The 26,518-nt window shown below is 59.6% G+C and carries 21 protein-coding genes; 2 read left to right on the forward strand and 19 right to left on the reverse strand.

Annotated features, from left to right (window positions below; genetic code table 11):
* Positions 1 to 2: 2 nt before the first annotated feature.
* The 5 genes from tagF to tssJ are packed head-to-tail and all read right to left on the reverse strand — an operon-like array spanning position 3 to position 7,514.
* Positions 3 to 707 (reverse strand): type VI secretion system-associated protein TagF, encoded by a 705-nt coding sequence (gene tagF / locus CAL20_RS22400; protein ID WP_094823304.1) that lies wholly within the window; start codon positions 705 to 707, stop codon positions 3 to 5.
* A 12-nt stretch (positions 708 to 719) separates the two neighbouring features.
* On the reverse strand, positions 720 to 4,328 hold the full coding sequence (gene tssM / locus CAL20_RS22405; protein ID WP_094823305.1) for a type VI secretion system membrane subunit TssM: 3,609 nt from the start codon (positions 4,326 to 4,328) through the stop codon (positions 720 to 722).
* Entirely contained in the window at positions 4,325 to 5,608 is a 1,284-nt protein-coding gene (locus CAL20_RS22410) for a DotU family type VI secretion system protein (RefSeq protein WP_094823306.1), read from the reverse strand. Before CAL20_RS22410 ends, tssM begins: the two co-directional genes overlap by 4 nt.
* Positions 5,609 to 5,628: 20 nt before the next feature.
* Positions 5,629 to 6,963 (reverse strand): type VI secretion system baseplate subunit TssK, encoded by a 1,335-nt coding sequence (gene tssK, locus CAL20_RS22415; RefSeq protein ID WP_094839048.1) that lies wholly within the window; start codon positions 6,961 to 6,963, stop codon positions 5,629 to 5,631.
* A gap of 56 nt (positions 6,964 to 7,019) precedes the next feature.
* On the reverse strand, positions 7,020 to 7,514 hold the full coding sequence (gene tssJ / locus CAL20_RS22420; protein WP_094823723.1) for a type VI secretion system lipoprotein TssJ: 495 nt from the start codon (positions 7,512 to 7,514) through the stop codon (positions 7,020 to 7,022).
* 261 nt (positions 7,515 to 7,775) lie between these two features.
* On the opposite strand from tssJ, the gene CAL20_RS25800 reads away from it, so the two are divergent.
* Positions 7,776 to 9,146: an FHA domain-containing protein gene (locus CAL20_RS25800; protein WP_256981704.1), complete on the forward strand. Its 1,371-nt coding sequence runs from the start codon at positions 7,776 to 7,778 to the stop codon at positions 9,144 to 9,146.
* Between the two features lie 24 nt (positions 9,147 to 9,170).
* On the opposite strand, the gene tssH is transcribed toward CAL20_RS25800, so the two are convergent.
* The 12 genes from tssH to tssA all read right to left on the reverse strand — a co-directional run bounded on the left by tssH (position 9,171) and on the right by tssA (position 22,013).
* Positions 9,171 to 11,945: a type VI secretion system ATPase TssH gene (tssH, locus tag CAL20_RS22430; RefSeq protein WP_094839284.1), complete on the reverse strand. Its 2,775-nt coding sequence runs from the start codon at positions 11,943 to 11,945 to the stop codon at positions 9,171 to 9,173.
* A 98-nt stretch (positions 11,946 to 12,043) separates the two neighbouring features.
* Positions 12,044 to 12,430 carry a DUF2195 family protein gene (locus tag CAL20_RS22435; RefSeq protein WP_179266723.1) on the reverse strand — a complete coding sequence of 129 codons (387 nt, stop codon included), beginning with the start codon at positions 12,428 to 12,430 and terminating at the stop codon, positions 12,044 to 12,046.
* Positions 12,420 to 12,944 carry a DUF2778 domain-containing protein gene (locus CAL20_RS22440; protein ID WP_094823309.1) on the reverse strand — a complete coding sequence of 175 codons (525 nt, stop codon included), beginning with the start codon at positions 12,942 to 12,944 and terminating at the stop codon, positions 12,420 to 12,422. Before CAL20_RS22440 ends, CAL20_RS22435 begins: the two co-directional genes overlap by 11 nt.
* A complete protein-coding gene (gene tssG / locus CAL20_RS22445; RefSeq protein ID WP_094839285.1) occupies positions 12,941 to 14,026 on the reverse strand; it encodes a type VI secretion system baseplate subunit TssG in 1,086 nt (361 codons plus the stop codon). Before tssG ends, CAL20_RS22440 begins: the two co-directional genes overlap by 4 nt.
* A gap of 105 nt (positions 14,027 to 14,131) precedes the next feature.
* Positions 14,132 to 14,788 carry a DUF3540 domain-containing protein gene (locus CAL20_RS22450; RefSeq protein WP_094823310.1) on the reverse strand — a complete coding sequence of 219 codons (657 nt, stop codon included), beginning with the start codon at positions 14,786 to 14,788 and terminating at the stop codon, positions 14,132 to 14,134.
* Between the two features lie 32 nt (positions 14,789 to 14,820).
* Positions 14,821 to 16,725, reverse strand: coding sequence for a type VI secretion system baseplate subunit TssF (gene tssF, locus CAL20_RS22455; protein WP_094823311.1), 1,905 nt, complete (start codon positions 16,723 to 16,725; stop codon positions 14,821 to 14,823).
* The gene (gene tssE, locus CAL20_RS22460; RefSeq protein ID WP_094823312.1) at positions 16,725 to 17,288 is read right to left on the reverse strand and encodes a type VI secretion system baseplate subunit TssE; all 564 of its coding nucleotides are present in this window, start codon (positions 17,286 to 17,288) and stop codon (positions 16,725 to 16,727) included. The genes tssF and tssE overlap by 1 nt, the downstream gene beginning before the upstream one ends.
* On the reverse strand, positions 17,288 to 18,103 hold the full coding sequence (locus CAL20_RS22465) for a type VI secretion system accessory protein TagJ (protein ID WP_094823313.1): 816 nt from the start codon (positions 18,101 to 18,103) through the stop codon (positions 17,288 to 17,290). The genes tssE and CAL20_RS22465 overlap by 1 nt, the downstream gene beginning before the upstream one ends.
* A gap of 172 nt (positions 18,104 to 18,275) precedes the next feature.
* The gene (locus CAL20_RS22470) at positions 18,276 to 18,761 is read right to left on the reverse strand and encodes an Hcp family type VI secretion system effector (RefSeq protein WP_176456594.1); all 486 of its coding nucleotides are present in this window, start codon (positions 18,759 to 18,761) and stop codon (positions 18,276 to 18,278) included.
* Between the two features lie 57 nt (positions 18,762 to 18,818).
* Positions 18,819 to 20,321 (reverse strand): type VI secretion system contractile sheath large subunit, encoded by a 1,503-nt coding sequence (gene tssC / locus CAL20_RS22475; protein WP_094823314.1) that lies wholly within the window; start codon positions 20,319 to 20,321, stop codon positions 18,819 to 18,821.
* Positions 20,322 to 20,339: 18 nt separating this feature from the next.
* Positions 20,340 to 20,897 (reverse strand): type VI secretion system contractile sheath small subunit, encoded by a 558-nt coding sequence (gene tssB, locus CAL20_RS22480; protein ID WP_094823315.1) that lies wholly within the window; start codon positions 20,895 to 20,897, stop codon positions 20,340 to 20,342.
* Between the two features lie 45 nt (positions 20,898 to 20,942).
* Complete coding sequence (tssA, locus tag CAL20_RS22485) at positions 20,943 to 22,013, reverse strand: type VI secretion system protein TssA (RefSeq protein WP_094839050.1); 1,071 nt, start codon at positions 22,011 to 22,013, stop codon at positions 20,943 to 20,945.
* Between the two features lie 481 nt (positions 22,014 to 22,494).
* Here tssA and CAL20_RS22490 point away from each other — a divergent pair, with 481 nt between their 5' ends.
* A complete protein-coding gene (locus CAL20_RS22490; RefSeq protein WP_094839051.1) occupies positions 22,495 to 23,481 on the forward strand; it encodes a tripartite tricarboxylate transporter substrate-binding protein in 987 nt (328 codons plus the stop codon).
* A 60-nt stretch (positions 23,482 to 23,541) separates the two neighbouring features.
* Here the strand turns inward: CAL20_RS22490 and CAL20_RS22495 are convergent, their stop codons facing one another.
* A complete protein-coding gene (locus tag CAL20_RS22495) occupies positions 23,542 to 25,872 on the reverse strand; it encodes a xanthine dehydrogenase family protein molybdopterin-binding subunit (protein WP_094839286.1) in 2,331 nt (776 codons plus the stop codon).
* Positions 25,873 to 25,889: 17 nt separating this feature from the next.
* On the reverse strand, positions 25,890 to 26,369 hold the full coding sequence (locus CAL20_RS22500; protein WP_094839052.1) for a (2Fe-2S)-binding protein: 480 nt from the start codon (positions 26,367 to 26,369) through the stop codon (positions 25,890 to 25,892).
* Positions 26,370 to 26,518: the final 149 nt, after the last annotated feature.

The raw sequence follows: 26,518 nt of genomic DNA on the forward strand, positions 1-26,518 counted from the left end.
CGCTAGCGCCACGCGGGCAGCGATGCAAACAATCGGGTAAACAACGTGGCATTGAAGGCCCCGCCGTGTATATACGTCTGTAATGCAGCCCCATCAATCTGATTCGTCCACCAATAACTGGTATGCGAACTGGGGTTAAAGCAAAAGGGCAAATCGGGCCATGCCGTCAAACTGCGTGCGGCCACCGGCTCAGCGGCCGTCTCCAGGCCCGCATTCAATATATCCATGATGTCACTGCCGCTGGAGCGGGCCACCGGCTGCACGGCACCCGGTATCTGGATCGTCTGCAACTCGCGATCAAACTGTTCCGTTGCACACCCATGACGCACTGCTGTCAGGATGCTCGCACCGATCTTGCGGTAATAGTCGCTCGCGCCATCCAGAATGCTGCTGTGATAGTCATTCTCGGCAATCGGCATGATCACGCACAAAGGATAGGCTCGTCCGACTCTGTCCCGGCTAGGTGCCAGGCATCCTAATTGCGCACCGCGGCCGCTGGGTCCGGCCGGTATTGCGAAATTCCAGATCGGCGCCGACGCAAAACTGCGCGCCGCGCTGTCATCGGGCGCTTGTTTCATCGCCGCCAATCCATATTGCAGCCACCGATCCCACCAGGCAATGAGCTCACGCGACAAGCGACGATGGACAAAGTCCCCCGATGCGGGAATCTTGCCATACCACCCCAACTGTCCTCTTGCGTCGTCCATGGCGAGTCTCATCTAGCGGCCCGGGCAGGCGAAACCCTGCATCTCGGCGAGATTGAAAGGGCTTTTCGCACTGCTCGCAGTGATCTCCAACACGACCTTGCGGCCGTTAATATCAAACGTCGCTATCGTAATCTCAGGCGATGGGCCGCGGCTTAACTGCGCCTTGTCCAGCAAACGATTCAACGCCCACGGCCCGGATGCAGACAGGCCTGCGCCACCCGTCTGCGGCGTCAGTTCGATACGCACCTGATTCGATCCTCTCGACCCCGGCCATTGCACTGTGGTTGCGATCTGCGGACCATGAGCATAGCGCACGGCCTGGCCATCCACGTCCATCACGAATTGCGTAATTTGCGCATCCATTTCGATCGGACGAATGGCGACGCGATAAGACGGTAGCGGGTTGCTCGCCATGAAATACACATCGCGAATCACCCCTGCGCGCTGAAACGAATCCAGATACGACGCGCGCTCGCCTTTTTCGCCGTCGATGCCGGGCTTGAATCGCCACCGCGAACCCGACACATCGATCTGTGTGGCCAATTCCTTCTGGAAAAATTCGTCCATCATCCCATTGGGGCCGAACAGCCGCGCCATATCGTTCGGCGCCACATCACGCGACGAACTGCGCGCAAACGGATAGCGTCCCGCAATCGATTGCCGGCAGAACAATCCTATGGTCGCCGACATCGTCTCGCCCATACGCTGGCGAGATGCACCGGAGATCTCGTCTGAAGCATTCACCGACATCGTATTGAGCACGTCACGTATCGGCTCAGGCAATCGCCCCGCCTCCGCGCGCAGCTTGGTCACAACATCCGAATTGGGTGCGGGACTGGCACTGCGCAGAGCCGCATCTGCGGCCGTCAGATACGTGTAGAGATCATTGATCAGACCTGTCGTAGCGGTAATCAGCGGCGGGCCGCCCTGCGTTTCACTCTGAGCCAGGCGACGATAAGGCTCAAAATGCAGGTCCACGATGCGCTCGAGCTTTTCATCCGTCGCGTCGCTACGGACTGCCGAATTGGGCCCTGTGGGACCGAACATCTGCTCTAACGCATCCCGTGTGCTGCTCACGCGCTCGCGGGCCTGATCCATCAGCGAGCGTCCGTCACCGGTATCTCGCAGCAGATTCGTCTCTCGCGCGACGCCTTGCACCAGCTTGACCAACGGCGAGTCCGGCGCTGACAAGGTGCGGGCAATCTGAATATTCTGCAGCAGCGATGTCGCAGGCGTCAGCTTCAGATCATTCAAGTAGGCATCCCACTGGTGTACATAGTCGTTCATGTACAGCCGCTTGATATCGACGATCAGCTGCTGCTGGGCTGCCTGGTCCAAGGCTCCCGGCGGCGCGATATTCAACACCCAGGCATCATCCTGACGCAGCAGTTCGGCAACCCGGTTCACCCGTTGATTAAAGACCTTCCAATAACCGTCGTAGCTATAGAGCGATGGAATCCCGTCCGTCAGCGGCTTGCCGCTCTTGCGCACAAACACGGAACTGGCCTGAGGCCCACCCAAGGTCACCGCTGTCTGCTCCGGACCTTGATCCGTATTGGACAACAACCGGCGAAGCCGGCTATACGAGCGTTGCGCCAAGGTGTAATGCGCCAATCTCTGACGCATCTGAGTCACCAGCTCGTCATCCCGCGGGAACGGCGAGGACAACACGCGCCCCTGCACCAGATTGCGCAGATGCAGCGACATCAAATCATACTGACGCCGCGTATAGCCCTCAGGCAAGGTCTTTTGCATATCGGACAGCAGCCATGCATGCATGAACTCCGCATCATAATGATCAGGTTCATACAGCATCAGATAGGCACGCAAGGCCTCGTACGAAAACTCCAGATCATTCGGCGCCGACGTACGCAATGCACTTTCTACACGCCGGGCTATCTGCGGCAGCAGTACTTGCTCCAGCGTATTTCGATACACCCCTTGGGCCGCAGACTGCATTTTTTGACCTTGATACAAGCCAAACTGATACGTCAAGGGCGGCGAGTCCAACTCAAAACTCGCATCGCGCGGCAAATACCACAGACTATCCAGAAAGGGCATCAACCCCAGTACATCGCCAGCACGCGTAATCTTGATGTCGCGCCCCAGTTTCTCCACGGTAGGCACGCGACGTTCGACTTCGGCGACATACGTCTTGTTATTGCGATAGCTGATACCCCATCCGATCAGCAAGGCAATCAACAACACAGTGATCAAGCCATAACCCGCCCAATGCAAACGCCGATAGCGGCGTTCCCAGCGTAGATTCCGGCCGGCCAGACCGGCCTCGCGAAAGATCACATCCTGCAGCACGCCTTTCAAGAAATAGCTGCGCCCATCTTCCTCTGGCGCAGGGGTGGTCTGTGTCGCGCCACCATCAATACGCAAGTAGCGCTTCAGATACCCCGTTACCTGGTCAAACGTCTCGCCGCCCTGCGTGCCACTTGTGAAATACACGCCGCGCGGCACCAGCCGTGCCTCGAATTTCGACGTCGCGAACACATCGCTCAGGAATTGTCCCAACACCGTCTGCAGTCCGGCAAACTGCTGCGGCAGCATATAGGCCAGTGCCCGCCGGGCGGGATCCGTCTCAGCCGCCAACACCTCGGGCAACGCATCATGCAAGCGGCGCTGCAACAACTGATACTCGGCATGGAATGCCTCGTACAAATCGAAATCGGCTTCCTGAGTCCGGGTATAGGGCAAGGTAAAGCCCCACACCTGCGACAGATCCTCGCGGCTGAAGGACCCGAAATACTCCTCGAAACCCGACAGCAAATCGGCTTTCGTCACCAGCACATACACCGGAAACTGAATACCGAGCTGCTCACGCAGCTCTTGCAAGCGACGGCGCAACACCGCGGCATGCTGCGCACGCTCCGCATCCGAGGCAGCAAGCAGATCTTCCACACTGATCGTCAGCATGGCACCGTTGATGGGCTGACGGCCGCGATATTTCGACAGCAGGCCGAGGAATCCTTTCCATTCCTCTTCGTCACCCGTCGCATCGCTTTCGTGAGTGGTATAGCGGCCAGCGGTATCCAGCAACACCGCATCATCGGTAAACCACCAATCGCAATTCCGTGTACCGCCCACCCCGCGCAGCGCAACCTTGCCAAAACGATCCGCCAGCGGGAAATTCAGGCCCGAATTCACCAACGCCGTCGTCTTGCCTGCCCCTGGCGCACCGATGATGACATACCAAGGCAGTTGATACAGATGCTGCTTGGAAAAGCGAGAAAACGAGAAACGCCGCTTATCGCCATCAAAGCGCGTCTTGCGCAACAACTCCACGGCCTCGTTGAAACGCTCTTCAAGCTGGCGAATCTCGGGATTGCCCGGCTCGGGCTCGACTTTCTTTTTAGCCGCAGGCTTGCGTAGCTGGCCTAGCAGCTGCGCATTCAATCGGCCCTCGCGCCATTTGCGCCAGATGATGCGCAGCAACCAGAGCCCGAACAACACCGCAATCACAATGATGCGGGTCATCTCGCTTTCCAGAGGACGTGTCGTGCCAATGGCAAGCAGCGGCCCGGCTATCCAGATCAGCAGCGAGATCGCCACCAAGCCAAAGAAATTCCACAGCCCTCGGCTAAAGAGGAAACTAAATACGTTGTGAATCATTGCCGCGCACCCTCGACAGTTTCCCCTCGCGGCACCGGTGGCACCATCAGCGTGATCTCAACGCGACGATTGCGCGCGCGCCCTGCTGCGGTATCGTTGGGCGCCACCGGATCGGCGTCGCCACGGCCTTCTGCCCGCACGCGGTTTGGTTGATTCAATCGGGCCTCCAGCAGATCCTTGACCGCGTCCGCACGCTCTTGCGACAAATGCCAGTTCGACGGATAGCGCGCGCTGCGTATCGGAACATTATCGGAATACCCACGCACCAGAATATCGCCTTCCGTTTGACGCATGGCATCGGCCACGCGCGACAGCACCGGCAGGTATTGGTCTCTCACTGAGGCGGATCCCGACTCAAACAATCCGTCGCCGCGCAGCACGACAACACTGCGGTCAACCTCATCGCGCACGGTCACCAGATCATCCCGGATTTCCGGCGCCAAAAACACCGCCAACCGCGGCGAGGACGCTGGCTGGCGCGTCGGTGCGATCTGCACGGTAGGGGGTCTCAAGCCGTTCACTGCCGAAAACACGACATCAGACTGCCGGCTCAAACTCCAAGCCAGGGCCCAATAAATGGCCAGCGCCAACACCGCAGCCAGCGCTCCGAACACCCATAGCGGCACAGGCAACCGCCGCAATTGCGTTTGAGCCGGCACATCCTGCCAATGTGGTGACAAGGCGAGCGCGTATTCGCCTCGTGCACCGCGCAGAATCCTCAGCAAGCGTTGACGCAGCGTCTCCAGCTGCGAACGGCCGTTATCGAGAACGCGATAACGCCCTTCAAACCCCAGCGCCAAGCAAAAGTACAGCAGTTCCAACAAATCCAGATGCTGGCCGGGATTCTGCGAGAGCTTTGCCAGCAACTGAAAAAATTTCTCGCCGCCCCAGGTCTCATTGTGAAACGTCACGAGCAGGCTGTGCGCCGACCATACCCCATTGCCTCCCCATGGAGTCAGCGCGGCCGCCTCATCCAACGCGGTGCACAAGCAGTATCGTGCCCCGAGAATGGTTTCGTTAGGGATGCCGGCCTGCTGCGCTCGCAACTCAAACTGACGAATCTCATCGAGCAGATGCTCGCGCAGCATGGCTGGCGAAGGGTGCGACGTCGTCGCACGTATCTGGGGAATCAAATCCAGCAATGGATTCGCGGCGGCGACCAATGGATTAGAGCCGCTGATCACATACTCGTGCGGCCGCAATCGGCCGGAGGCCGAAGCGCCCCCTTCTGGAAGGCCTGACCCCATGGGGCCGGGTAATGCAGAATCAGATGCGTGCATGATATCTCCGGCGGGCTACCTTAGTCGCGCAATGCCCAGAACTCCATGGATAGGCCCGGGAACTCGCCCGCCAAATGCAAGGCCAGAGCGCCCGTGCGCTCCAGCTGTTTCCAGAAATCGCCGCCCTTGTCGAGCTCGAAATACACGTGGCCCGCGCTGTAGGGAATCTGGCGAGGCGCCACCGGCAGAGCCCGTACCGTCACACCGGGTAGTTGCAAATGCACCAGATCGCGAATACGTTCTACGGGTCCAATCTTGACCTGTGCGGGGAAGCGCGAGCGCACCGTATCCGACGGCATGTCCGCATGCACGGCCAGGATAAAGCCCGCCGTGCGCAGCAACTCCAGATCGGGAATCTGCGCCACTTTTACACCCTGGCCGCGATCCTGCAGCGGGATCTGCAAAGCGTGCTGCTCCAGCACCGCCGAGAGCGAACGGCGCAATTCATCCATCAGGGTACCGAACGTCAATTGCAGATCGTCATGCTCATAAGTCGGCAGCACTTCAGGACGCCGAGTTGCCGCGGTATAGGTCGCCAAATCGCAGGCCAGCATCAGCCAGTCGTGAAACAGGCGTTCGGGATGCAGCCACGCCGACTGGCGTGTGTGCCATAACGATCCGATATAGCGATTCACCGTCTCCAACAACATGAAGTCGGAGACCTCGGACACGCCGCCTCGGCCGGGTTGCGACAGGCGCATCGCCAGCGCCTCGCTGCGCGCCTGCAGCAAACCGTAGAGTTCCTGCACAAAACCCAGCAACAAGGGATGCGCGCCCACCGACAGCCATGGCGCAATGTAACGCTCGTCCAGCACGACCCGGTTGTCGGCGCGGCGCTCAATGACACGCACCACGCCCAGGCCCATCCACTCGTCGCCCATGTCGGTTTCGAGCATCAGGCGCAAGCGCAGGCGTCCCACCTGCAGCAATGCCGGCTCCAATCCCACTGATCCCGAATCGGCGACCTCCGCCTCTTGCACAAGGTAGCGCGCCAGCGAATCCGCTTCATCCTCGTACTGCACATCAGTGGCCCCAGGCCGCATACGCGGCAAAGCCAGCATGACCCGCACGTCCTGCGCCGAGCTGGGCACATCCAACGCTTGCGGCGCATCATCCGGATGAGAAAAGTCGAACGGCGTACCGTCCGGCAAGACGCCGCTGGCCTCCGTCATCACCAGCTTGCCAATCGCGAGCGCATCGCGATCCAGCACCAGATGGCTGAAACCCCAGAAAAACCCCTGCAGCGCTGCCGTGCGCTGCTTTAGCGCGTCCTCGAGATAACGTTCAAATTGCTGGAAATGCTGGGGACGCAGAAACATCCCCTCTGACCAAATGACTTTGTTCTTCTCTGCCATGGTTATGCTTGCAATAGGGTTGCGGAGTCAGACCGCGGGCAGCGCGAGCCGTGCGCCTAGAACGGCCACCACGATCTATCCCGATCCGTGACAACCACTTCGTTATCTTTGACCGAGACCTTAATCGTCTCTTCGTTGGGTGAAAACTGCCATACCTTGAAGATGTTGGTTTTCTGCGCCTCAGGCAACTCCACCGCCAGGCGCCACTGGCTTTTCTCCAAATCGCGGTAGGCCGCCACAATGCCCACCATGCGCGCCTCGGTGTTGCCGGCATAGTGCAGTGTCTTTGTTTCGCCGGGGCGCAGCACGACCTGATCCGAATTCAGCAGTTCCTTGCCCAACGCCACCTGGGCATCAGACTGCAGTGCAAAAAAATCGCGAGAGCTGAACGCGCTGGTGGAGCTCAATTCATAGACTGTGATCTGTACAGGAGAAGGCCGCCCGTTGATGTCGGGGTTCACCTGCTTATCCGCCGTCAGCTCAATCGCATACGGCACCGCAACACGGCTGGCGGTGGAAGAACAGCCCGCGATCACGAGCGCGAACATCATCAGCAGCCCTGTCTGCAGGACTCTCCCAAGCGCAGTCGAGGTATTACGGAACACCATCATTCGCGGCTCGCCTCCCTAGCTTATGAATAAACCGACTATATCAAGCGAAAAATAGGAAACTGTCGTGTAAATACAGAAACAGTTACGACTGTTACGCTCATGGCGAAAAAACCCTGAGCCAATAAATTTTCATCACTGCCGGTCATCACTTCCACCTATAAGGGTCGTTATCATTGAACAATCTGCACTGGAGATCCCTGCATGAAACTCACCGTTCAGCAACATCCCAACGACTCCGGCTTCATCACGCCCTGGTCCGCGGTATTCGAAGCCCCAGGGGGCACGGTGGGACGGTCGGCAGACAACCGCCTCATCCTGCCAGATCCTGAACGCGGCATATGCCGTATTCAAGCCGCCTTGCGTATCAGCAACGATGCCTGCTACCTGGTAAATCTCAGCAGCATGAGCAGCGTCAGCATCAATGGCCGCGCAATCCAGCGAGACCAAGAGGTGCCGCTTTCTCCAGGCGACGAATTGGTGATCGGATCCTATACGCTCAGAGCAGAAGACCCGCTTGCCCCCGCAGCCGAGAACGCCGCTGCATCACCAGGCGGATTCGCGACGCTGAGCGCCGTGGCGCCGGACCCGCTCCTGGCAGAACCGGATCCCCTGCTCGAAAGCCCATTGCTGGACCCTGCAGCGATCACGCCAAAATCCGCAGCACCTCGGGAAAACCCGACGCCTATCTCGCGGGTTACGTCTGCACCTGCCTCGCCACCGCCCCCGACATCAGCCCCGGGCGTCATCGCGGCAGCAACCGCAACGATGTCCGCTGCCGCAGAAGTGGCAGCCCCACTTGTCACCGCCAAACCCGAGCCAGGAACCGCCCCTCAATCCGAAAGCGCAAATTCCTCCGATACCTCGACGAACACCTCACCAACTGCCGATATCCCCAACACAACCGCCCCTGCTGCAGAGACTGCAGCAGCAGCCCAGTTCACCGAGGATGTCCCGCCACAGTCAACCGTTGAGCCCGTTGCTCCGCCTGCGCCGGCAAAAGACTTCGCTGCCGCCTCGGCCACGGACGCATTCGCGCCGGCAGCACCAGCAGACAATCCCTCCGCCGCCGAGGAAAGCCTTTTCGACGAGCCGTTTGCCGCTACGTCATCTGCTGATAACTCATCCACTGACGTTTTCAGCGACCTGTTCGGCCCCGGCACGCTTCCCGTCGGCAGCGTACCCGATGTTTCCGCACATCCCTTCGATATGGAATCCGCGCAAACCCGCAATCCGGAAGATCCGCTGCGTCATTTGCCGCGCGGCGATGCCAATGTTTCAGGGCCGCTGCGCGATCCTCTGGACCTGCTGGACTCTCACGAAGGCGAAGGCGTGCACAACGTATTTTCTGATCAAACGCCCTCGACCCTGCCCTCACATGATCCGCTCGCCCCGCATCGCCTGGACCCTGTCAGCGAAGCCTTGCGCAGCACGCAGGATCACGATAATCAGGGGTGGGCGGCGCGCGATCATTTGCGCGAATATGGCGGCTACCTGCGCCCGGCGCGCGTACAACGGCCCGCCCCCACGTCCGACGACACAGACAGCGAGCCAGACACGCCCCGCCGCAAATAACGCACGGCGAGTATCTCCAACGGCTCAAGGCTGCGTCTCGTACTCGTACTGAAACTCTCCATCAGCCGCTTGCAAACTGACGGCGTTCACGCGGCGCCCGTCCATTGAAGCAGTCAGTAGTTCGCGGCTGATCTGCGGCAACACCGTGTTGGTCAGAATCGCGTCCACCATGCGTCCGCCCGATTCAACTTCGGTGCAACGCGCCACCACCAGCGCCGTCGCCTCGGGGCTGACCGTCAACGTGATGCCATGGTTATCCCACAGCCGTTGGCGAACCCGCTCAAACTGCAGATCCACGATCCGGGCCAGCATCTCGTCAGAGAGCGGCAAATAGGGCACCGCCACCAGACGCCCCAGCAACGCTGCAGGAAACGCCTTTAATAGCGGTTCGCGCAGGGCAGAGGCCAGGCCATCGGCATCCGGCATCAGATCCGGATCCTTGCATAGGCTGGTGATCAAATCGGTACCGACATTCGAGGTGAGGATGATGACGGTATTGCGAAAATCGATATAGCGGCCTTCGCCGTCTTCCATCCAGCCTTTGTCGAAGACCTGGAAAAAAATCTCATGCACGTCCGCATGGGCTTTCTCTACCTCGTCGAGCAGTACGACGCTATAGGGACGCCGCCGCACAGCCTCGGTCAGCACGCCGCCCTCGCCGTACCCCACATAACCCGGCGGCGCACCCTTGAGCGTAGACACCGTATGCGATTCCTGAAACTCGCTCATATTGATCGAGATCAGATTCTGCTCGCCGCCGTACAGAGCCTCGGCCAAGGTCAAAGCCGTCTCGGTCTTGCCCACCCCGCTGGGGCCGCACAGCAAAAACACACCCACCGGCTTGTTGGGATCGGTCAGGCGCGCACGGGACGTCTGAATACGCCGCGCGATAGCCTCCAGCCCATGCCGTTGCCCAATGACCCGCTGCTCCAGCGTATCTGCCAAACGCAATACCGAATGAGCCTCGTCGCGCACCATGCGGCCCACGGGAATGCCGGTCCAATCCGCGACGACCGACGCGACTGCCGCTGCATCCACGGCGGGATAAATCAAGGCATGCTCACCCTGACGGCGAGTCAGCTCCTCTTGAGCCTGCGCCAGCTCGGATCGCAATTGCGCGGGGTCCGCCGTGGCCACAGGGCGCTGCGCCGATGCATCAGCCAAAGCCGTAGCACTCGCTCCCGCGGCATCCGTCGCATCAGTGGCACGCGCCGTCGATGCCTCACCCGCAACAACCACGCTGCCAGCAGATGCGCCGGTGGACCCACTATCATGCGCACTCGACGCATCCAGCGCCTGCCGCAACGCAAACACCCGCTCGGCCAGCTCACGCTCGGCCTCCCAGCGTTGCACCAGTTCGCGCTCTTGGGCACGCGCCTGCTCGAGATCCGTGGCGACCTGCGTCACCCGGCTTTCCTCGCCCGCCCCCAGATGCGCCTCGCGCATGGCGATACGCTGCTCGATTTCCAGGGCCTCGATACGGCGACGCGCGTCTTCCAGTGCAGCAGGCACCGCATGTTGGCTCACCGCAACCCGGGCACACGCCGTGTCCAGCAAGGCAACCGCCTTGTCAGGCAACTGCCGGGCAGGAATATATCGGTGCGATAACGACACCGCCGCCTCGATCGCCTCGTCCAGCAACAGCACCTGATGGTGTGCCTCGAGTGTCGCTGCCAGGCCACGCAGCATACCTACCGCACGAGGCTCGGCCGGCTCATGGATCTGCACCACCTGAAAACGCCGCGTCAGCGCGGGATCTTTCTCGATGTATTTTTTGTACTCGGACCACGTGGTCGCGCCGATCGTGCGCAACTGGCCGCGCGCCAATGCGGGCTTGAGCAGATTCGCCGCATCCCCGGTCCCTGCTGCACCGCCTGCGCCTACCAGCGTGTGAATCTCATCGATAAACAACACGATCGGGCGCGGGCTGGATTGCACTTCATCGATCACGCTGCGCAGCCGTTGCTCGAACTCGCCCTTGACACCGGCCCCTGCCTGCAACAGGCCGATATCCAACAACAACAGAGAAACCTCGCGCAGCGGAGGCGGCACATCGCCGCTGGCCAGACGCAGCGCCAGCCCCTCGACCACTGCCGTCTTGCCTACACCGGCTTCACCTGCCAGCAACGGATTGTTCTGCCGGCGCCGCATCAGAATATCGACAATCTGGCGAATTTCCTCATCCCGTCCGGACACGGGGTCGATTTCGCCCGCACGCGCCTTGGCAGTCAAGTCGACCGCATACTTCGCCAATGCCGAGCCGCCGCCCTCGGCTGATGGCTGACCGCCCGCATCGGTCTCCACCGGCTGCGCCGTGGCATCCTCGGGCGATCCGCGCACGATGTCGTCCAACTGCTCCAGCAGCACATCCGGCACGATGCGTGAGAACTGGTCAGACATTCCCAGCAGCACATTACGCAAGGCATAGGTCTTTACCAACCCCGCGATCAAATGCCCGCCGCGAATGCGCCCGGCGCCATAGCGCAACGATCCAAGCACCCAGGCTCGTTCAACGGCATGATCGATATGCTCCGACAAGTCGGACACCGACCCCGCACCACGCGGCAGTTGATCCAACGCCTGTGTCAGATCGGCCTGCAGCATCCCCATATCGACATCAAACCGCCGCGCGACGCGATGCAGATCGCTGTCCTGCGTGTGCACGATCTGGTGTATCCAGTGCACCAGTTCCACATAGGGATTGCCTCGCAGCTTGCAAAACGAGGTCGCGCCCTCCAGCGCCTGGTATAGCAGCGGATTGAGCTTGCCAAACAAATCTATGCGGCCAATGTCAGACATATCGTTGTGTAGTACCCAGCGTGAAAACGAACCCGCCCGCCAGCACAATCTGGCAGGATCAAACAGGAAAATCAATCAAGCGCCATGCTTGAGCACCGTCAATCCGGTCCCGCACAAGCCAACGACAGCACCAGGCCTCGATCCCCCAGCAGTTGTGCACTGCTGGCCAACGTCAGCGGCTGCACGCCCGACTCCTTGACCAGCAAGGCGCCGCGCTGCAAAAAGCTGCGATACCCTCCCTCCATCTCCACCTGCGAGGTATAGGTCGCAATGGCAGACTTGCAACCGCACTCTCCGATCGATTTCTTGACAGTCAGGGTCGCCTCAGTCATCACCTGCTGTCCGGTGGTCGTGCGTACGCCTGGTTGCAACGCGACGCATTGCGCCAGGGCGTTCTCGACTTTGATCGGCCCGGCCGCTTGCGCTGCCGTGCCGGTCAGGGCGGCTGCCAATAGCACCCCCAGGCATCGTGCATTATTCGACAAGCGTGCCTCCATTGGTCGCGCGGCCGGCTACATACTCGACCTTGATGATCATCGTCGAACGCCCTCTACCGCCACGCGCATAAGTGCGCAGCAGCGGAAAAATACGGCCATCGACCTCGATGCACCCGTGACTGAAACCCTTGGTCGAATCGTGCAGGTAAAAACCGCCGCGAACTGGGGAGCAGCGATTGCGCGTAGCCGTATCGGCCGGCTCCATCCGCGCACGATTGACGCCCCAGTTGGCCCAGTACGGCTCGCACGCCCCCGCAGCAGCGCCACGCGGGATCGTCTGAATCCCCCACGCCGGCTGCAACGCGCAAGCGCCGCGTCCGTCATCTTTCGCCACGCCCTGATCCGCCAGGAATATCTTGTACAAGCCAGGCGGCACCGGGCCTGCATCCGGCGTGCATGATTCCGACGGAATCTGTGAGCCGCGCATGCCGCTCGTCGCACGGAATTTTCCATGGCCTGGCCAATGCAATACCTGACCATCGTAGAACATGTCATGCGTCACGATCTCACCTCCTCGGGTTGTGATGTTGCAGCCGCCTGGCGTGCGTCACGCTTTGCACGGTCACGGCCTTCGTAATCCAGTAATAAATCGCGGGCGTCGCCTTGTTCCGTCCGGCGCTTACCCAGCCAGGACGACAAGCCCAAAGGTTGCGGCTCGCCCAGTTTGACGCCGCGCACGTCCTGCCGCCTTAGCACGGGCCGGACATCCCACGCCAGCTCGACACCGATGTAGTCTCGGACCCAATGCAGCAATTGTCTGGCACGCCGGCCGCCGGGCAGAAAACTGGCGTAATCGGCTCGCGTCAAGGGGCCGAGTTCGATGCGGAACTTGTGCTGCGCGTCACGCACCGCCGCCCCCAGAATGGTGTCCTGCCCCAATCCCATAGCACCGCCCAGCCCCAGCCGTTGCGACGGATCCAACCGTATCCACTGCGGCACAAACTCTGCAATACGTACCGGCACGGAAAAAAAAGTCTGCAGGATCTGTTTTAACCCTTCGGGATTCCGGGTCTGGCGCAGCAGCTGGCCCGCCATGAAAAATTTGGCATGATCCATCACCGCATCGCGTCTGGCCAACGACGGCATGCCCATATGCAGCAGACTCGCCACATAGCGGGTAAAGCGGGCTTCCTTGCGATCCAGGCTGACCGTGCTCTGTGCATCGGCCCATGCCCGATAAAACAACAGGATCAACCGATGATGAAACACATCGGCAAACCCGGACAAGGTGCGATCGCCATAGTGATGCATGCGCTCGCGTGCATACTCGGTCAAATGCAGCGGCAGCGGACCATTCGGACCGAACAGGCCAAAGCTGTAGATCGAGAGTTCCGGCGGCCGGTTTCCGCGCCCGAGCCTGACAGAAGCTAGCGTCGACGGCGCAAAAGCCATCGAGGGTTCTTGTCGCAAGCGTACAGGTTCATTGCGAGCGACGGTATCGCGCCCTAGCGGCAAACGGGCGCCGGCCCGCGCATCGATCCAGCGCAACGTATGGAACAGATCGTGGGAATACGGATCCTGCGACAACGCCCGCCAGAACTCGGCAGGCATGCCCGGCAAGGTGCCCGTAGAATCTGGCAGCATCTGCGGCGCCTGCTGGCCAGCTTCGGTCGCAGCGGGTTGCGACCCGGACATTTCGTCGGCCGTCGCGTGTACCACCCCTGCCTGCGCCATCGTGTCTGTCATCCGTCAGCCCATATGAATCTGCTTGGCGTCCACCTTCACGAGTTTCTCGCCGGTCACCATGGTGTATGACGCATGCAAACGCGCGCTCTTGTCGGCGCGATAGTCCAAGGAACCGGCGCGCACGTGTTCGACCTCCTCCGCCGCGCGGAACGTCACACGCGAGAGAAACGACAATCGATCCATGATGGCCTCATAAACCTTGCCGACCACACGTGTAGTGCCTACCGTGGCGGTCACTTCGGCGCCGAGATATTTCATTTTTTCCGTGACAAAGCTGGCCTCTTTCGCCTGCAGTGTCAGCGACGCGGTATCGATCTTGACCGCGTTCTGCCCGGACACATGCACGTCAGTGGCTCCCTCCAGAGACACGCTGCCCGTGCGCGATCGCAATACGACATCGCCCACCGTCTCCAGCTGCGTACGCTGCGGATCTGCCTGCTCCACGACGGCGATCAGATATACGCGCGACGCCTCGGGGCCGCTGATCAACACATGATCGCCCGCTTGCGGCATCAGCAAGCAGCTGGCGGCCAACCGCGTGCGCCACTGGTGCCCGTCACACTCGACAACAAAAACGCCGTCGTCATCACGATGCAACACCGTGCCAATCAAATGCACCGGGTCGTAGACCGGATACTGACGTTTCGCAGCGGTATTCATGGCACGACTCCTTTCATTCAACCTTGACAGCCCTATACGGCGGGCCGAGCCCCCATGCGGGGCTTCCAGCGGGCGATATCGCCACGCTGCAATGTGGACAACACCAATTCCGACATCATATTGATCGATACGTGCCGGGCAAAAAACTGTTCCAGTACGGCGCCAAACAAATACGGGCTGATGCCCGAAAACGCAGCCTCATCGACTTGCAAACTGATGCGCACGCCTCGTCCATACACAATAGGACCCGGCAGGGGCAGTCGGTGATGCATCGGATCGGCGCGCACGTGACGCACGCCGCCTATATGCTTGCGCACGACTGGGTCGGCCAGGTTGCCGTACACGTTCAACATTTCGCGCAGCGTCTGGGCGCCTTGCTCTGCATCCAGGTCCATCAAGCTCAGGTAATTCAAGCCCAAGTGGCTAATCAGATGCCACGTCGCCGCATTCTCTGCCAACGCCGCGTGCGGACGGGTGGGACCATGCAGCACCTTGACTGCGCCCACTGGCGCCGATACGCGCAAGGTGAAATCCGTATCCGTCCCCAGCGGCAACAACATCGCCAGATCCCGATTCGTGCACAGCGTGTCCAGGGTCAAATGACGCAGCTGACCGGAAAACGGCACCTCGTTCCGATCCACCAGCGACACAAACACCTCGCTGCCGATGTAGCCCGTTCGCGTGCCATTGCGCTTTGCCTGCTCAGATAACAAACGCGGCTCGCGGCGTGTCGAGTAGTAGGCACCGTAGTCATCCGGATCGGAGCCCAGAGTGCCGTAAAAAGGCCGGAACTCTTGCTCGGGCCGCTCGGCAGAAGCATGGCCCAACACCTGCGTCACGCCAAACACCTCGTAATCGAGCGGACGCGTACGGTCCACGACCAGGTGGTATTCGCTCGTGCGCGAGGTCACTGCGATACGATCAGCACGCTTGGGAAACAGATTGATGACCGGCGCACAATGCAACGCCAGATGTTCCGCCGCAATAGCGCCTTCGAGTTCCGGCGCAGCGACGGAGAACAAAAACGTCAGGTCAAAGCTGCGCGTCTCCCGGCGCGTGCCCCCAGGCAAAGGCGGCGTGCGCAAGCCGCGCTTCAGGTCATTCACGCTAAAAAACAGGAATCGCCGTGGAAACGCAAAGTACTCCTGCAGCAAGCGATAGCCTTGGAACACGCGGGAATCCGTCGGCAGCAGAGCTTGATCGTCATCGAACCCCTCATGACGTATCGACGAGGGAGATAGCTTGTTAATCCAGCTGACCGGCCGCTGCGTATCGTGACCCAGCACCGCGACGGTATGGCCCATCAGGATTTCCAGCAAGCGCTGCATCTGCAGATCCTGACCCGCCAGATGAAACACCAACTGGTCCAGGTCCATGTCTTCCAGACGCACGCCGCCGCAGACCTCGATGCGAATCCGCAAGGCGCTCAGTACGCGGCTATTGCGTCCGCCCAATCCGAGCCGTGCCAATGGCAGGTCCGGCGGCGTCCCTGTGAACTCGGCCTGCGTTACACGCAGCGGCCACAGACGCACCGCATGGCCCGTCATGAACTCGCACGGTGTCTGCTCGCCGCGCGGCACGCGGCCACGCAACAGCGTACCTCGCGGCAGATCGAAACCGCGGGCCAGCGTGCCCTCATTCATGCTGGGAGAGAACTGCACTACCGCCATCGCAGGCGTAGGCGCCAGGTAATTGGGGTACACCACCTCCAACAGGCGCTGCGAAAACCGCGGAAACTCGGCGTCCATCTTCAGATGGATACGCGCAGTCAGAAAACTGAAACCCTCAAGCAGCCGCTCGACATACGGATCCGCCACTTCGGTGCCGTGCATCCCCAGACGACCTGCCACCTTGGGGTACATCTGGGCAAATTCGGCGCCCATTTCCCGCATGTACACCAATTCGCGGTTGTAATAGTCCAGCAAGCGCGAATCCATCAGGCAACACCCCCCAGGTCGCGCAAATCCATATGGCCGCTTTCCAGGTCAATATCTGTGCGAAACAGGAATTCCATGGGATGCGGCACGCACCACAACATGCCCTTGATTTCCAGGCTCAGCACATTGTGATGTTCCAGGGTGCCCGTGTCCGTCACACAGCGGACCTCAACCGAGGAATCCAGAATACGAGGCTCAAACGCCGCTATCGCATTACGAATCGAATCCTCGACATCGATCCAGTCGATCTCAGACATGCGCTTGCCCGCCATGGCCCGCACGCCGAAATTCAATGTCGATTCCGGCACCGCAGGGTACGACGACAAATCATCCGTGGTTTGCAGATTGACCGTATTGAGCAGCCACCGCAGATCCCTCAACACTGCGACCCGCAGTTCCTCATGGGTCAGCATCGAGGCTTCGCGAGGCTCCTGCCGTTTGGACGGATCGTTATCCATCAAGCGATCCAACAGCGACGGCTGCAAACGGTCCCGAGCCACACGCTCACTGCGTGGCAATTGCTCCCAGGGACGCAGGCTAGCCGTCGACTCAGATACTGCCATCAGCGCATCTCCAGCGACCGGATATCGAGCAATGCGTACTCCCCTTGATCGGTCATCCACATTTTTTGCCCCACGCCGGCATACATCTCGCCTTGCAAGGGATGCCAATCTGTCATACGCCCGAGTTTGACGCCATCCGGCAGGTCGGCGAACACTTGTCCCGGCAGAGCCGGATAACGCGCTGGGATCAAACCGTATTGTGTGCGGCCTTCGTCGAGCGTCACTTCCGCTTGTGCCCACACCACATCGCACAAGCCTTCGGGAGGCAGCAGCCGCACCTCGCGCAACGCCGAGAACGGGACCCAGCCATAACGCCCCGCCGACATGAATTCAAAAACCGGGCCCAGGCGGCTGTCGCCATCGCTGATCCACTCGAACGTCGCCGCAGCATCGTCCATGGACACCGTCAATGTTCCGGCTCGCGATTCGGCCGCCTCATAGGCTCGTGCACGCAACTGCGCCGCATCTTCCGGCGCATCGACATCGCAACTCAAGGCCCGCCATAAATCAGCGAACCACGCGGGCGCCTGGCCAAACACGGCGGGTTGCTCCTGGCCAAGCAACACGCGCTCGCGTTGACGCTCAGCAGCGATCGCCTGCTCGTACAAGATGGCGGTAGGCTGCGCCTGCGCGTTCAACTGGGCAGACAGCTTCAATTGTTCGGATGCTCGTCCCCAATCACCCTGCACAACCATCAATTGGAACAACTGCGCCCGCAAGTCAGCGTCCGCCGGTTGACGACGTATCTGCGACTGAATCGTCTCCAGATGCTGGGACAAGCTGCTTTCACGCAACGCAACGGCAGGTCTGATCATAAGAAAGCACCGCAGACAAAAAACAAAGTCGACGGTCGATCCGAAAATCGCCCGTCGCCATGAAACGGAGAGACTCCACCACAAAACACTTCCCGCAGTGGCGCCAGCTCAAGGGAGCAAGAATGACGTGGACGGACCCGACATCGGCAGACGTCAGTTCCGTACCGACGTCTTAACCAACTTCCTGGTTCTTCTTGATATCCCAAGCGACCACGCTTTCCGCGCCCTTGCCGCCTTGTTCCGTCTGCTCCCAGTATTGCTGTTTGACCTTGGCCGCTTGAAAAGCGAAGTTCACCGTCACAGACTCCTGGTTGAGTTCACCCGTCAACTGCACGGACGAGACCAGTACGTCTTCCAGCGTGATCTTCGTGTATTCAATCTGCTGGCCACCGGCCTTGCACACCGACAATTCGATCTTGCTCAAGTGTTTGCCGCTGGCGCAATGCTTCATGACAGCCGGAGCGGCCTTGTCAATACGCGCCACGACATGCAAGTCGTTAAAGCTGGCTTTTCCAGCACCCAGGCCTCCACCGCTAGCCATGTTGCCGGGCTGTGTGGCACCCCACGAGAACGAAATGATATCGGTCCAATTCTTGTGATTGGCATCTTTCGACTCGCCGTTGGCACCGTCGATCTTCATGAACATGTCAACAGACACTTCTCTCTCCCTAAGTTGCTGTCACGGCACGAAGTGCCCTGAAAAAAAAGCATCCAATCAACCATCATTCTTTTTCAACGATGGCAGCTTGGACACAAGACGCAGCGACACTGTCAGCCCTTCCAACTGATAGTGAGGCCGCAAGAAAAACTTCGCGGAGTAATAGCCGGGGTTGTCCTCGATCTCTTGCACCTGGACCTCGGCAGCCGCGAGCGGCTTGCGTGCTTTGGTCTCTTGGGACGAGTTCGCAGGATCACCATCGACGTAATTCATGATCCAGTCATTGAGCCAGCGTTCCATGTCATCACGCTCACGGAACGAACCGATCTTGTCGCGCACGATGCACTTCAGATAGTGCGCAAAACGGCAGCAGGCAAACAAATACGGCAGGCGCGCCGACAGCTTGGCGTTGGCCGAGGCATCGGCATCGTAGTATTCGTGCGGCTTTTGCAGAGACTGTGCGCCGATGAACGCCGCAAAGTCAGAGTTCTTGCGATGCACGAGCGGCATGAAGCCATTCTTGGCCAACTCGGCTTCGCGGCGATCGCTGATCGCGATCTCGGTGGGACACTTCATGTCTACGCCACCGTCATCGGTGGGGAACGTATGGCACGGCAGGTTCTCCACCGCCCCGCCTGACTCCACACCGCGAATCGACGTGCACCAACCGTACAACTTGAACGAACGGTTGATGTTGGCGGCCATGGCATACGCCGAGTTCGCCCACGCATAACGATCGTGATTCGCGCCGTCGGTGTCTTCTTCGAAGTCGAACTCATCGACAGGGTTCGTACGCGCACCATAAGGCAGGCGCGCCAGGAATCGCGGCATCGCCAAGCCGATATAACGCGAATCTTCCGACTCGCGCAGGCTGCGCCATGCAGCGTATTCGGTGTTCGTAAAAATCTTGGTCAAATCGCGCGGGTTCGCCAGCTCTTGCCACGAATCCATCTGCATCACATTGGGCGATGCGCCTGCGATGAACGGGCAATGCGCTGCGGCAGAGATCCTCGCCATTTCGCTCAGCAGCTCCACATCGGGCGGGCTGTGATCAAAATGATAATCGCCGACCAGGCAGCCGATCGGCTCGCCGCCAAACTGACCATATTCCTCTTCGTACACGCGCTTGAAGATCGGGCTTTGATCCCAACCCACCCCTTTGTGGCGCTTCAAGGTACGGCCCAGTTCTTTTTTCGAGATGCACATCACCCGGATCTTCAGCAGCTCGTCCGTTTCGGTGTTGGTCACTAGATAATGCAGACCGCGCCAGGCGCCTTCCAGTTGCTGGAAATCAGCATGGTGCATCACCAGATTGATCTGATCCGACAACTTGCGGTCGATCTCGGCGATGATGGCCTGAATCGTTCGATAAGCATCGGCGGACACTGCCACACCACTGTTTTCCAGCGCTTGATGCGCTAGCGTACGGACAGCGTGTTCGACGGCTTCGCGAGCCTGCTCGGTCTTGGGTTTGAACTCTTTCTTCAGCAACGCTGACAGGCCATCGGCCTCCAGCGTTTCGGTGCTGCGGGCATCTGCGTGTTTGGCTACTGCAGTCATCGCGATCTCCGTTATCGTTTATTTCGCGGCCGGATCAGATTCGGGCGTATCGGCGCCCGTCGTCGGCGCATCCGGATTCGGTGCGGCAGCCAACGCATTCATCAGAGCGGGGTTTTTCAATACCTTGCCGATCAATTCCTCGGCGCCTGTCTTGCCATCCATATAGGTCAGCAGGTTCGCCAACTGCGTACGGGCCTCCAGCAGTTCGTTCAACGCGCCTACCTTGCGTGCCACCGTGGCAGGTGAAAAATCGTCAATGCTCTCGAACGTGATATCCACATTCAGATTGCCTTCGCCGGTCAACGTATTAGGCACCTGGAACGCTGCGCGCGGCTGAATGGCTTTCATGCGCTCATCGAAGTTGTCGATGTCGATATCCAGAAACTTGCGTTCGGCCACATCAGGCTGAGGCTCCACGGACTTGCCGGCCAGATCTGCCAACACACCCATCACAAAAGGCAGTTGGATCTTGCGCTCCGCACCATAGATTTCCACGTCATATTCGATCTGCACGCGCGGGGCTCGGTTACGTGCGATGAACTTCTGCCCGCTACCCTTTAGTGTCGTCGTTACCATGTGTGCTCTCCTGTCCAGCTATATGTGTGCCTGCATTACGTCACCTCAGTTGCCAGGTCCGCCATTGGCGTCCCTGGGCAACCAGGCCTCGAACTGCTCAAGACCTTGCGGCGCCAGATTTTTAACAATGTCGTGAAAACTCATGGAAATCAATTGCTGCGCCCGCCGTATCAAATACGGTGCCGGATGGCTGGGCTCATACACTTCAAAATACGCGCAGACCTTGGACAACATAGCTGCCGCTTCTTCGCGTGATTGAATCTGGGCGTCTTGCCAACGCATCACGGGCACTGGAGCAGCGGGCGATGAAGTCGGCTCTGCCGAGGTCTGCGCAGCCGTTTCCTGCTGAGCCACAGGGCTTGCGTCCCCAGTTAACGCGCCCGCACCGTTCATCGGGGCGTTATCACCCAGGACCTGCATCACCACGTCCAGCGTCCGCAGGATGCCCACGTAATCCGGCACCCATTCTTGCCCGAGCTTGTCGGCGACTTGATTCTGGATGCGGCGCAACGCCTGTATCGCAGCGGACAAGGCAATCAAATCCGCATCTTGCTGCAGCCATGCTTGACGCAAATGTTCGATCAAGCGCGTACGGCCGCCAGGATAGAAATCCGGATCCGAGCGACTGCCGTCCAGCAAGGACTCGGCATCGCGCAACGACAATTGTCCGTGCACGCCATTGACCAATCGGCTGGAACGCGCACTGCGTGCACCACCGGCATGATCACCCAGCGATACCAACGCATTGATACGCGGCATCGGATCGTGATCGTCCACACTATCCAGACGGGGATGCACCGCGTCCCAATAACGCTCCAACGTGTCTGCCACCAACGTCAGGCCGTCGGCATAGCCCGGCAGACCGCGAGTCTCTGTCCAGGCTTGCGTCAGATAACCCATGATGCGCACGTCGCGCGTCCGGTCCAGCAACCCGCGCGCAAGTCGTTCGACTTCGCGCCAGTCAGGCGGCTGGGCCGGGATGATCGTCGACCCGAATTGCTGCTCGCTACGCTCGACCGCAGCTTGCTGCAACTGCAGAAACTCGGCGTCGTATTCCAGGTCTTCACCACAAGGTAGACGTGGATCGAGAGCGGTCAGAATATCGGCAAATTCCATAACTATCGTTCATATTCGGGATTACCCTGGGACTAAAACAGCCCATCTTCGCTTATCTCCCGCAGAAGTCGGAATTCTAGGCACAGCCTGTGCGCATCCCAATGACACCTAACAGCTACTGTTTTTTCTTACGATTCATTAACAAATAAGAAAATCTTCGAACAAATGCCGCACAGGTAATTTCAATAAATTGAAACAATACTGCCACGCCAGAACGGCCTCTATCCCCGCAGATGGCCATGCTTTTTCAGCACCAATTCAGGCTTATTTGTGACACTTATTTTTAATTCTTTCCTTTAATAGGGCGCTAACACCGCAATATATTTATGGCTCTAATTAAAGCCATAGCTTTTGCTAAATTTTTCCGCAATGCAGCACCAGGGTTTACCCGACTTTCCTCGCTCCAAACCCTTGGTTCCAAAAAATCAAATTGCTGAACTGAAGCGGTTCGGAAAACATAGTGCCCCTAACAGGAGACAGTATGCTTTTCCAACGCCCTATAAATATTGCTTTGTCCGCGCTCGCGCTTTCCTTTTCCTTTGCATCGAGCGCACAGGCCGCGGACTATCCTTCCCGACCCATCACGCTGGTCGTTCCCTTCGCCGCAGGCGGACCCACTGATGTCGTCGCCCGTTCGCTCGGCGCTGAACTCGGCAAAATACTCAAACAGCCCATCGTCGTAGAAAACCGTACCGGCGCAGGCGGCACCGTTGCTGCCAACTATGTCGCCAATGCGGCGCCTGACGGCTATACGTATTTCATTCACCACAATGGCATGGCGACCGCCACTGCGCTCTACCCAGCGCTGAAATACGATCCGTTGAAAAGTTTCGAGTACGTCGGCGAAGTCATCGATGTTCCGATGACCTTGTTGGCCCGTAAAGACTTCCCGGCCAACAACATGGCGGAATTCATCACCTATGCCAAAGCCAACGCCGACAAAATCAACCTCGCCAATGCCGGCCCGGGGGCAGTCTCGCAACTGTGCGGCTCGCTGCTGCAACAAGCACTCGGTGTGAAATTCACCACCATTCCTTATCAAGGCACCGGCCCCGCCATGTCTGCGCTGCTAGGCGGACAGGTCGATGTGCTGTGCGACCAGACCACGCAGACCATCCCGCACATTCAGGCAGGCAACGTCAAGTTCTATGGCGTCACCACACTGAACCGTATCTCGAAACTGCCGGACGCCCCCACGCTGAACGAACAAGGGCTCAAGGATTTCGAGGTAAAAGTGTGGCACGGCATTTACGCGCCGAAGGGCACGCCTGCCGCAGACATCGCCATCTTTAATAAAGCACTCAAGGCCGCGCTCAAGTCGCCGGACTTCACCGCCAAGATGGCCGACCTGGGAGCAGAAATCGTCTCCGAGGACCGTCAGACTCCAGAGTCCCTCAAAAAATGGGTGCAATCCGAAATCAACAAATGGACGCCCATCCTGAAAGCAGAAGGCATTAACGTCAACTGATCGCCATCGTGACGCGAACTTCGGCCCAGGCACATCGCCTGGGCCGAAGCATTTGCTCCATCATGCCTTGAGCTGATCCCGGATAGGCAGATTGCGAATACGCTTGCCTGTTGCAGCAAAAATCGCATTACACAAGGCCGGCGCAAACGGCGGCACAGCCGGCTCGCCTACGCCGCCCAAGGGCACATCAAAGCCGTGCTCGACAAGATGCACCTTGATCGCCCGCGGGGCCTCCGACATACGCGTGACCTCATACTGGTGAAAGTTCGTTTGGTTGGTGCGGCCCTTTGCAAACGAAATCTCACTACGCGTAGCCAGGCTTTGCCCCATGATGCATGCCCCTTCCACCTGGGCACGCACCCGATCGGGATGGACTTGCGGACCACAATCGACCGCTACGTCCACTTGATGCACGATGAGACTGCCATCCTTGCCGACCTCGACCTCAACCACCGTGGCCACGTAGGTCACAAAGCTATATGACACTGCCAAGCCCAGCCCGCGGCCAGCCGGCAACTGGCGTCCCCACCCCGCGGCTTTGGCGGCCACCTCGACCACATGCCGCATACGGCCGGTGTCCAGCGGATAAATCTCGGGCGACTCGCCATAATTCCAGCTGTCGGACATATCTGACGGAGAAATCTTGCGCGCAGGTCCGATGAGCTCCAGCAAATAATCCTTCGGATCGCGCTTGAGGGCATGCGCCATTTCCGCGACGAAACTCTGCACCGCAAAAACGTGTGGAATATTCGACACGGAACGGAACCAGCCTATACGCGTATGGGCGGGGACAGGCACCGACTCGACCCGAAAATTCGGAATGGCAAATGGGATATTCACGGCCGACATCCCCAGCTCGAAAGGCTGCTGGCCTTGTGCATTCGCGACAAAGGTCGACCCTATGGTCGGCGCGGCAGTACGATGCAGCCATGCGACGGCCTTGCCGTTGGCGTCGATACCTGCCTCCAGCCGCTCGACCGATACGGTATGGAAATAATCGTTGGTGATGTCATCCTCGCGCGACCAGGTGACCTTGACCGGTTTGCCGTCCATGGCGCGCGATAGCAACGCCGCTTCGACGGCGTAATCCGACTTGGACTTGCGGCCAAAACCACCGCCCAACAGCGTTTGATGAACCGTGACGGCCGAGATATCCAGCCCCAGCTGCTTGGCCACATTCTCGCGCGTACCGTATGGCGACTGCACACAAGCCCAGACCTCGCACTTGCCATCGGCCACACGCGCCGTCGCCGCAGGAGGCTCCATCGTCGCATGCGCCAAATGAGGCAGGTAATATTCGGCCTGAATGCGTTGTGCGGCGCCCTCCAGGGCTTTCATTGCATCGCCATCATTGCGCACCGCTGGAGCAGGCTTATTCGCCCCTTCGCTCAAGGTCTTGCGAAACGCCTCTGAGTCGTAGCTGGCGTTAGGGCCATCATCCCACTCGATTTCCAGGGCATTACGTCCTTTCATCGCCGCCCATGTATCGGCTGCGATCACGGCCACACCGCCCAATGCGGCAAACACCGGCGGCATCGGGCCCGCAGGAATCTCCACGACCTTGAGCACACCCGGCACTTTCATGGCCGCATCGGCCTTGTAGCTCTTGACCTTGCCGCCCAATACCGCCGGCCGCGCGACCGCGGCATATACCATGCCCTCCAGGCGGGTATCGATACCAAAATGCGTGGTGCCGGACACAACGTCCTGAATATCGACGCTGCGCGTACTTTGCTTGCCGATATAGCGGAACTGCTCCGGCTTTTTCAACCGCAATGTATCGGTGGCGGGCACCGGCAGCGCAGCCGCCGCCTCGGCGAGCTCGCCATAACCGAGCTTGCGTCCGGACGCCTCGTGCAGGACTTCGTGATTGCGCGCCACGACCTCGGTCACGGGCACATTCCATTGCTTGGCCGCCGCGATTTCCAGCATCGCCCGCCCCGACGCACCGACACGCCGCATGGGCTCAAAGAAATGCCGCGTACTGCGCGAACCATCCGTATCCTGGTTGCCATAGCGCGGCTCATCGCCTGGCGCCTGGATCACGCGGACTTTGCTCCAGTCGGCCTCGAGTTCATCGGCCACCACCATCGGCAAGCCTGTCCGTACCCCCGTACCCATCTCGGCGCGATGCGCGATGATCGTGACAATGCCATCCTTGCCGATCGATACGAACACAAGAGGATCATCCACCGTACCGTGCGGCATGCCGTCCGCGCCGTACTTCTTTTCTTCTTTAGCCGCCTCGGCGGCGCGCACCATGCCGCCTGCGCCCACCATCAGCACCAGACCGGTCAACGCGCCTGCCGCTTTCATCCAATCGCGCCGGCCCGGCGAGGCCAACTGGTCTGCACGAGCCATATCAGCCATCGCCCCGGACGGCTGCGTCATCAAATGAGCAAAATGGTTCATTTCGCGGCTCCCGTGCTGGCGGCCTGTTTAATGGCCACTTCCTTGATCGCCGCCCGGATGCGCGGATAGGTGCCGCAGCGGCAGATGTTGCCGCTCATGGCGGCGTCGATGTCCTCATCGGTAGGTTTGGGGTTGCCCTTGATCAACGCGGTCGCAGACATGATCTGGCCCGACTGGCAGTACCCGCATTGCGGCACGCCGACCTCTACCCAGGCTTCTTTGACAGCCTTGCCGACGGCATCATCGCCGATCGCCTCGATCGTGGTGATCGGCTTGCCGGCCGCAGCCGCGACCGGCGTAATACAGGAGCGTATCGGCTGCCCATCCAGATGCACCGTACAGGCGCCGCACATGGCCATGCCACACCCGAATTTCGTGCCGGTCATTCCCAGCCGGTCACGAATCACCCATAACAGCGGCATATCATCGGGAACGTCCACCTCTTGGGATTTGCCATTGATCGTCAGACTAGCCATACGAGCTCCTTGTTCGGCAAAGACATCGACTACGAAAGATGTCTGCCGAGTGTACTCGTGTTCACTGTCAAATCAAGGGATCATGCAACGCAGCAATCCGGCGTTGCGCATCTATCGCAAACACGCACGCAAAAGGCTGCCGGGACGTT

Origin of the sequence: Bordetella genomosp. 4, assembly GCF_002261185.1 — a bacterium.
Lineage (GTDB): Bacteria > Pseudomonadota > Gammaproteobacteria > Burkholderiales > Burkholderiaceae_B > Bordetella_A.

Excerpts from the sequence above, each read along its gene's own strand:
- tagF (WP_094823304.1), bottom strand. The coding sequence starts at position 707 with ATGGACGACGCAAGAGGACAGTTGGGGTGGTATGGCAAGATTCCCGCA.
- CAL20_RS22495 (WP_094839286.1), bottom strand. The coding sequence starts at position 25,872 with ATGACGCAGCCGTCCGGGGCGATGGCTGATATGGCTCGTGCAGACCAG.
- tssJ (WP_094823723.1), bottom strand. The coding sequence starts at position 7,514 with ATGATGTTCGCGCTCGTGATCGCGGGCTGTTCTTCCACCGCCAGCCGT.
- tssM (WP_094823305.1), bottom strand. The coding sequence starts at position 4,328 with ATGATTCACAACGTATTTAGTTTCCTCTTTAGCCGAGGGCTGTGGAAT.
- tssA (WP_094839050.1), bottom strand. The coding sequence starts at position 22,013 with ATGGAATTTGCCGATATTCTGACCGCTCTCGATCCACGTCTACCTTGT.
- CAL20_RS25800 (WP_256981704.1), top strand. The coding sequence starts at position 7,776 with ATGAAACTCACCGTTCAGCAACATCCCAACGACTCCGGCTTCATCACG.
- tssF (WP_094823311.1), bottom strand. The coding sequence starts at position 16,725 with ATGGATTCGCGCTTGCTGGACTATTACAACCGCGAATTGGTGTACATG.
- tssG (WP_094839285.1), bottom strand. The coding sequence starts at position 14,026 with ATGCTGCCAGATTCTACGGGCACCTTGCCGGGCATGCCTGCCGAGTTC.
- tssH (WP_094839284.1), bottom strand. The coding sequence starts at position 11,945 with ATGTCTGACATTGGCCGCATAGATTTGTTTGGCAAGCTCAATCCGCTG.
- tssK (WP_094839048.1), bottom strand. The coding sequence starts at position 6,963 with ATGGCAGAGAAGAACAAAGTCATTTGGTCAGAGGGGATGTTTCTGCGT.
- CAL20_RS22500 (WP_094839052.1), bottom strand. The coding sequence starts at position 26,369 with ATGGCTAGTCTGACGATCAATGGCAAATCCCAAGAGGTGGACGTTCCC.
- CAL20_RS22410 (WP_094823306.1), bottom strand. The coding sequence starts at position 5,608 with ATGCACGCATCTGATTCTGCATTACCCGGCCCCATGGGGTCAGGCCTT.
- CAL20_RS22465 (WP_094823313.1), bottom strand. The coding sequence starts at position 18,103 with ATGATCAGACCTGCCGTTGCGTTGCGTGAAAGCAGCTTGTCCCAGCAT.
- tssC (WP_094823314.1), bottom strand. The coding sequence starts at position 20,321 with ATGACTGCAGTAGCCAAACACGCAGATGCCCGCAGCACCGAAACGCTG.
- tssB (WP_094823315.1), bottom strand. The coding sequence starts at position 20,897 with ATGGTAACGACGACACTAAAGGGTAGCGGGCAGAAGTTCATCGCACGT.
- tssE (WP_094823312.1), bottom strand. The coding sequence starts at position 17,288 with ATGGCAGTATCTGAGTCGACGGCTAGCCTGCGTCCCTGGGAGCAATTG.
- CAL20_RS22490 (WP_094839051.1), top strand. The coding sequence starts at position 22,495 with ATGCTTTTCCAACGCCCTATAAATATTGCTTTGTCCGCGCTCGCGCTT.
- CAL20_RS22450 (WP_094823310.1), bottom strand. The coding sequence starts at position 14,788 with ATGAATACCGCTGCGAAACGTCAGTATCCGGTCTACGACCCGGTGCAT.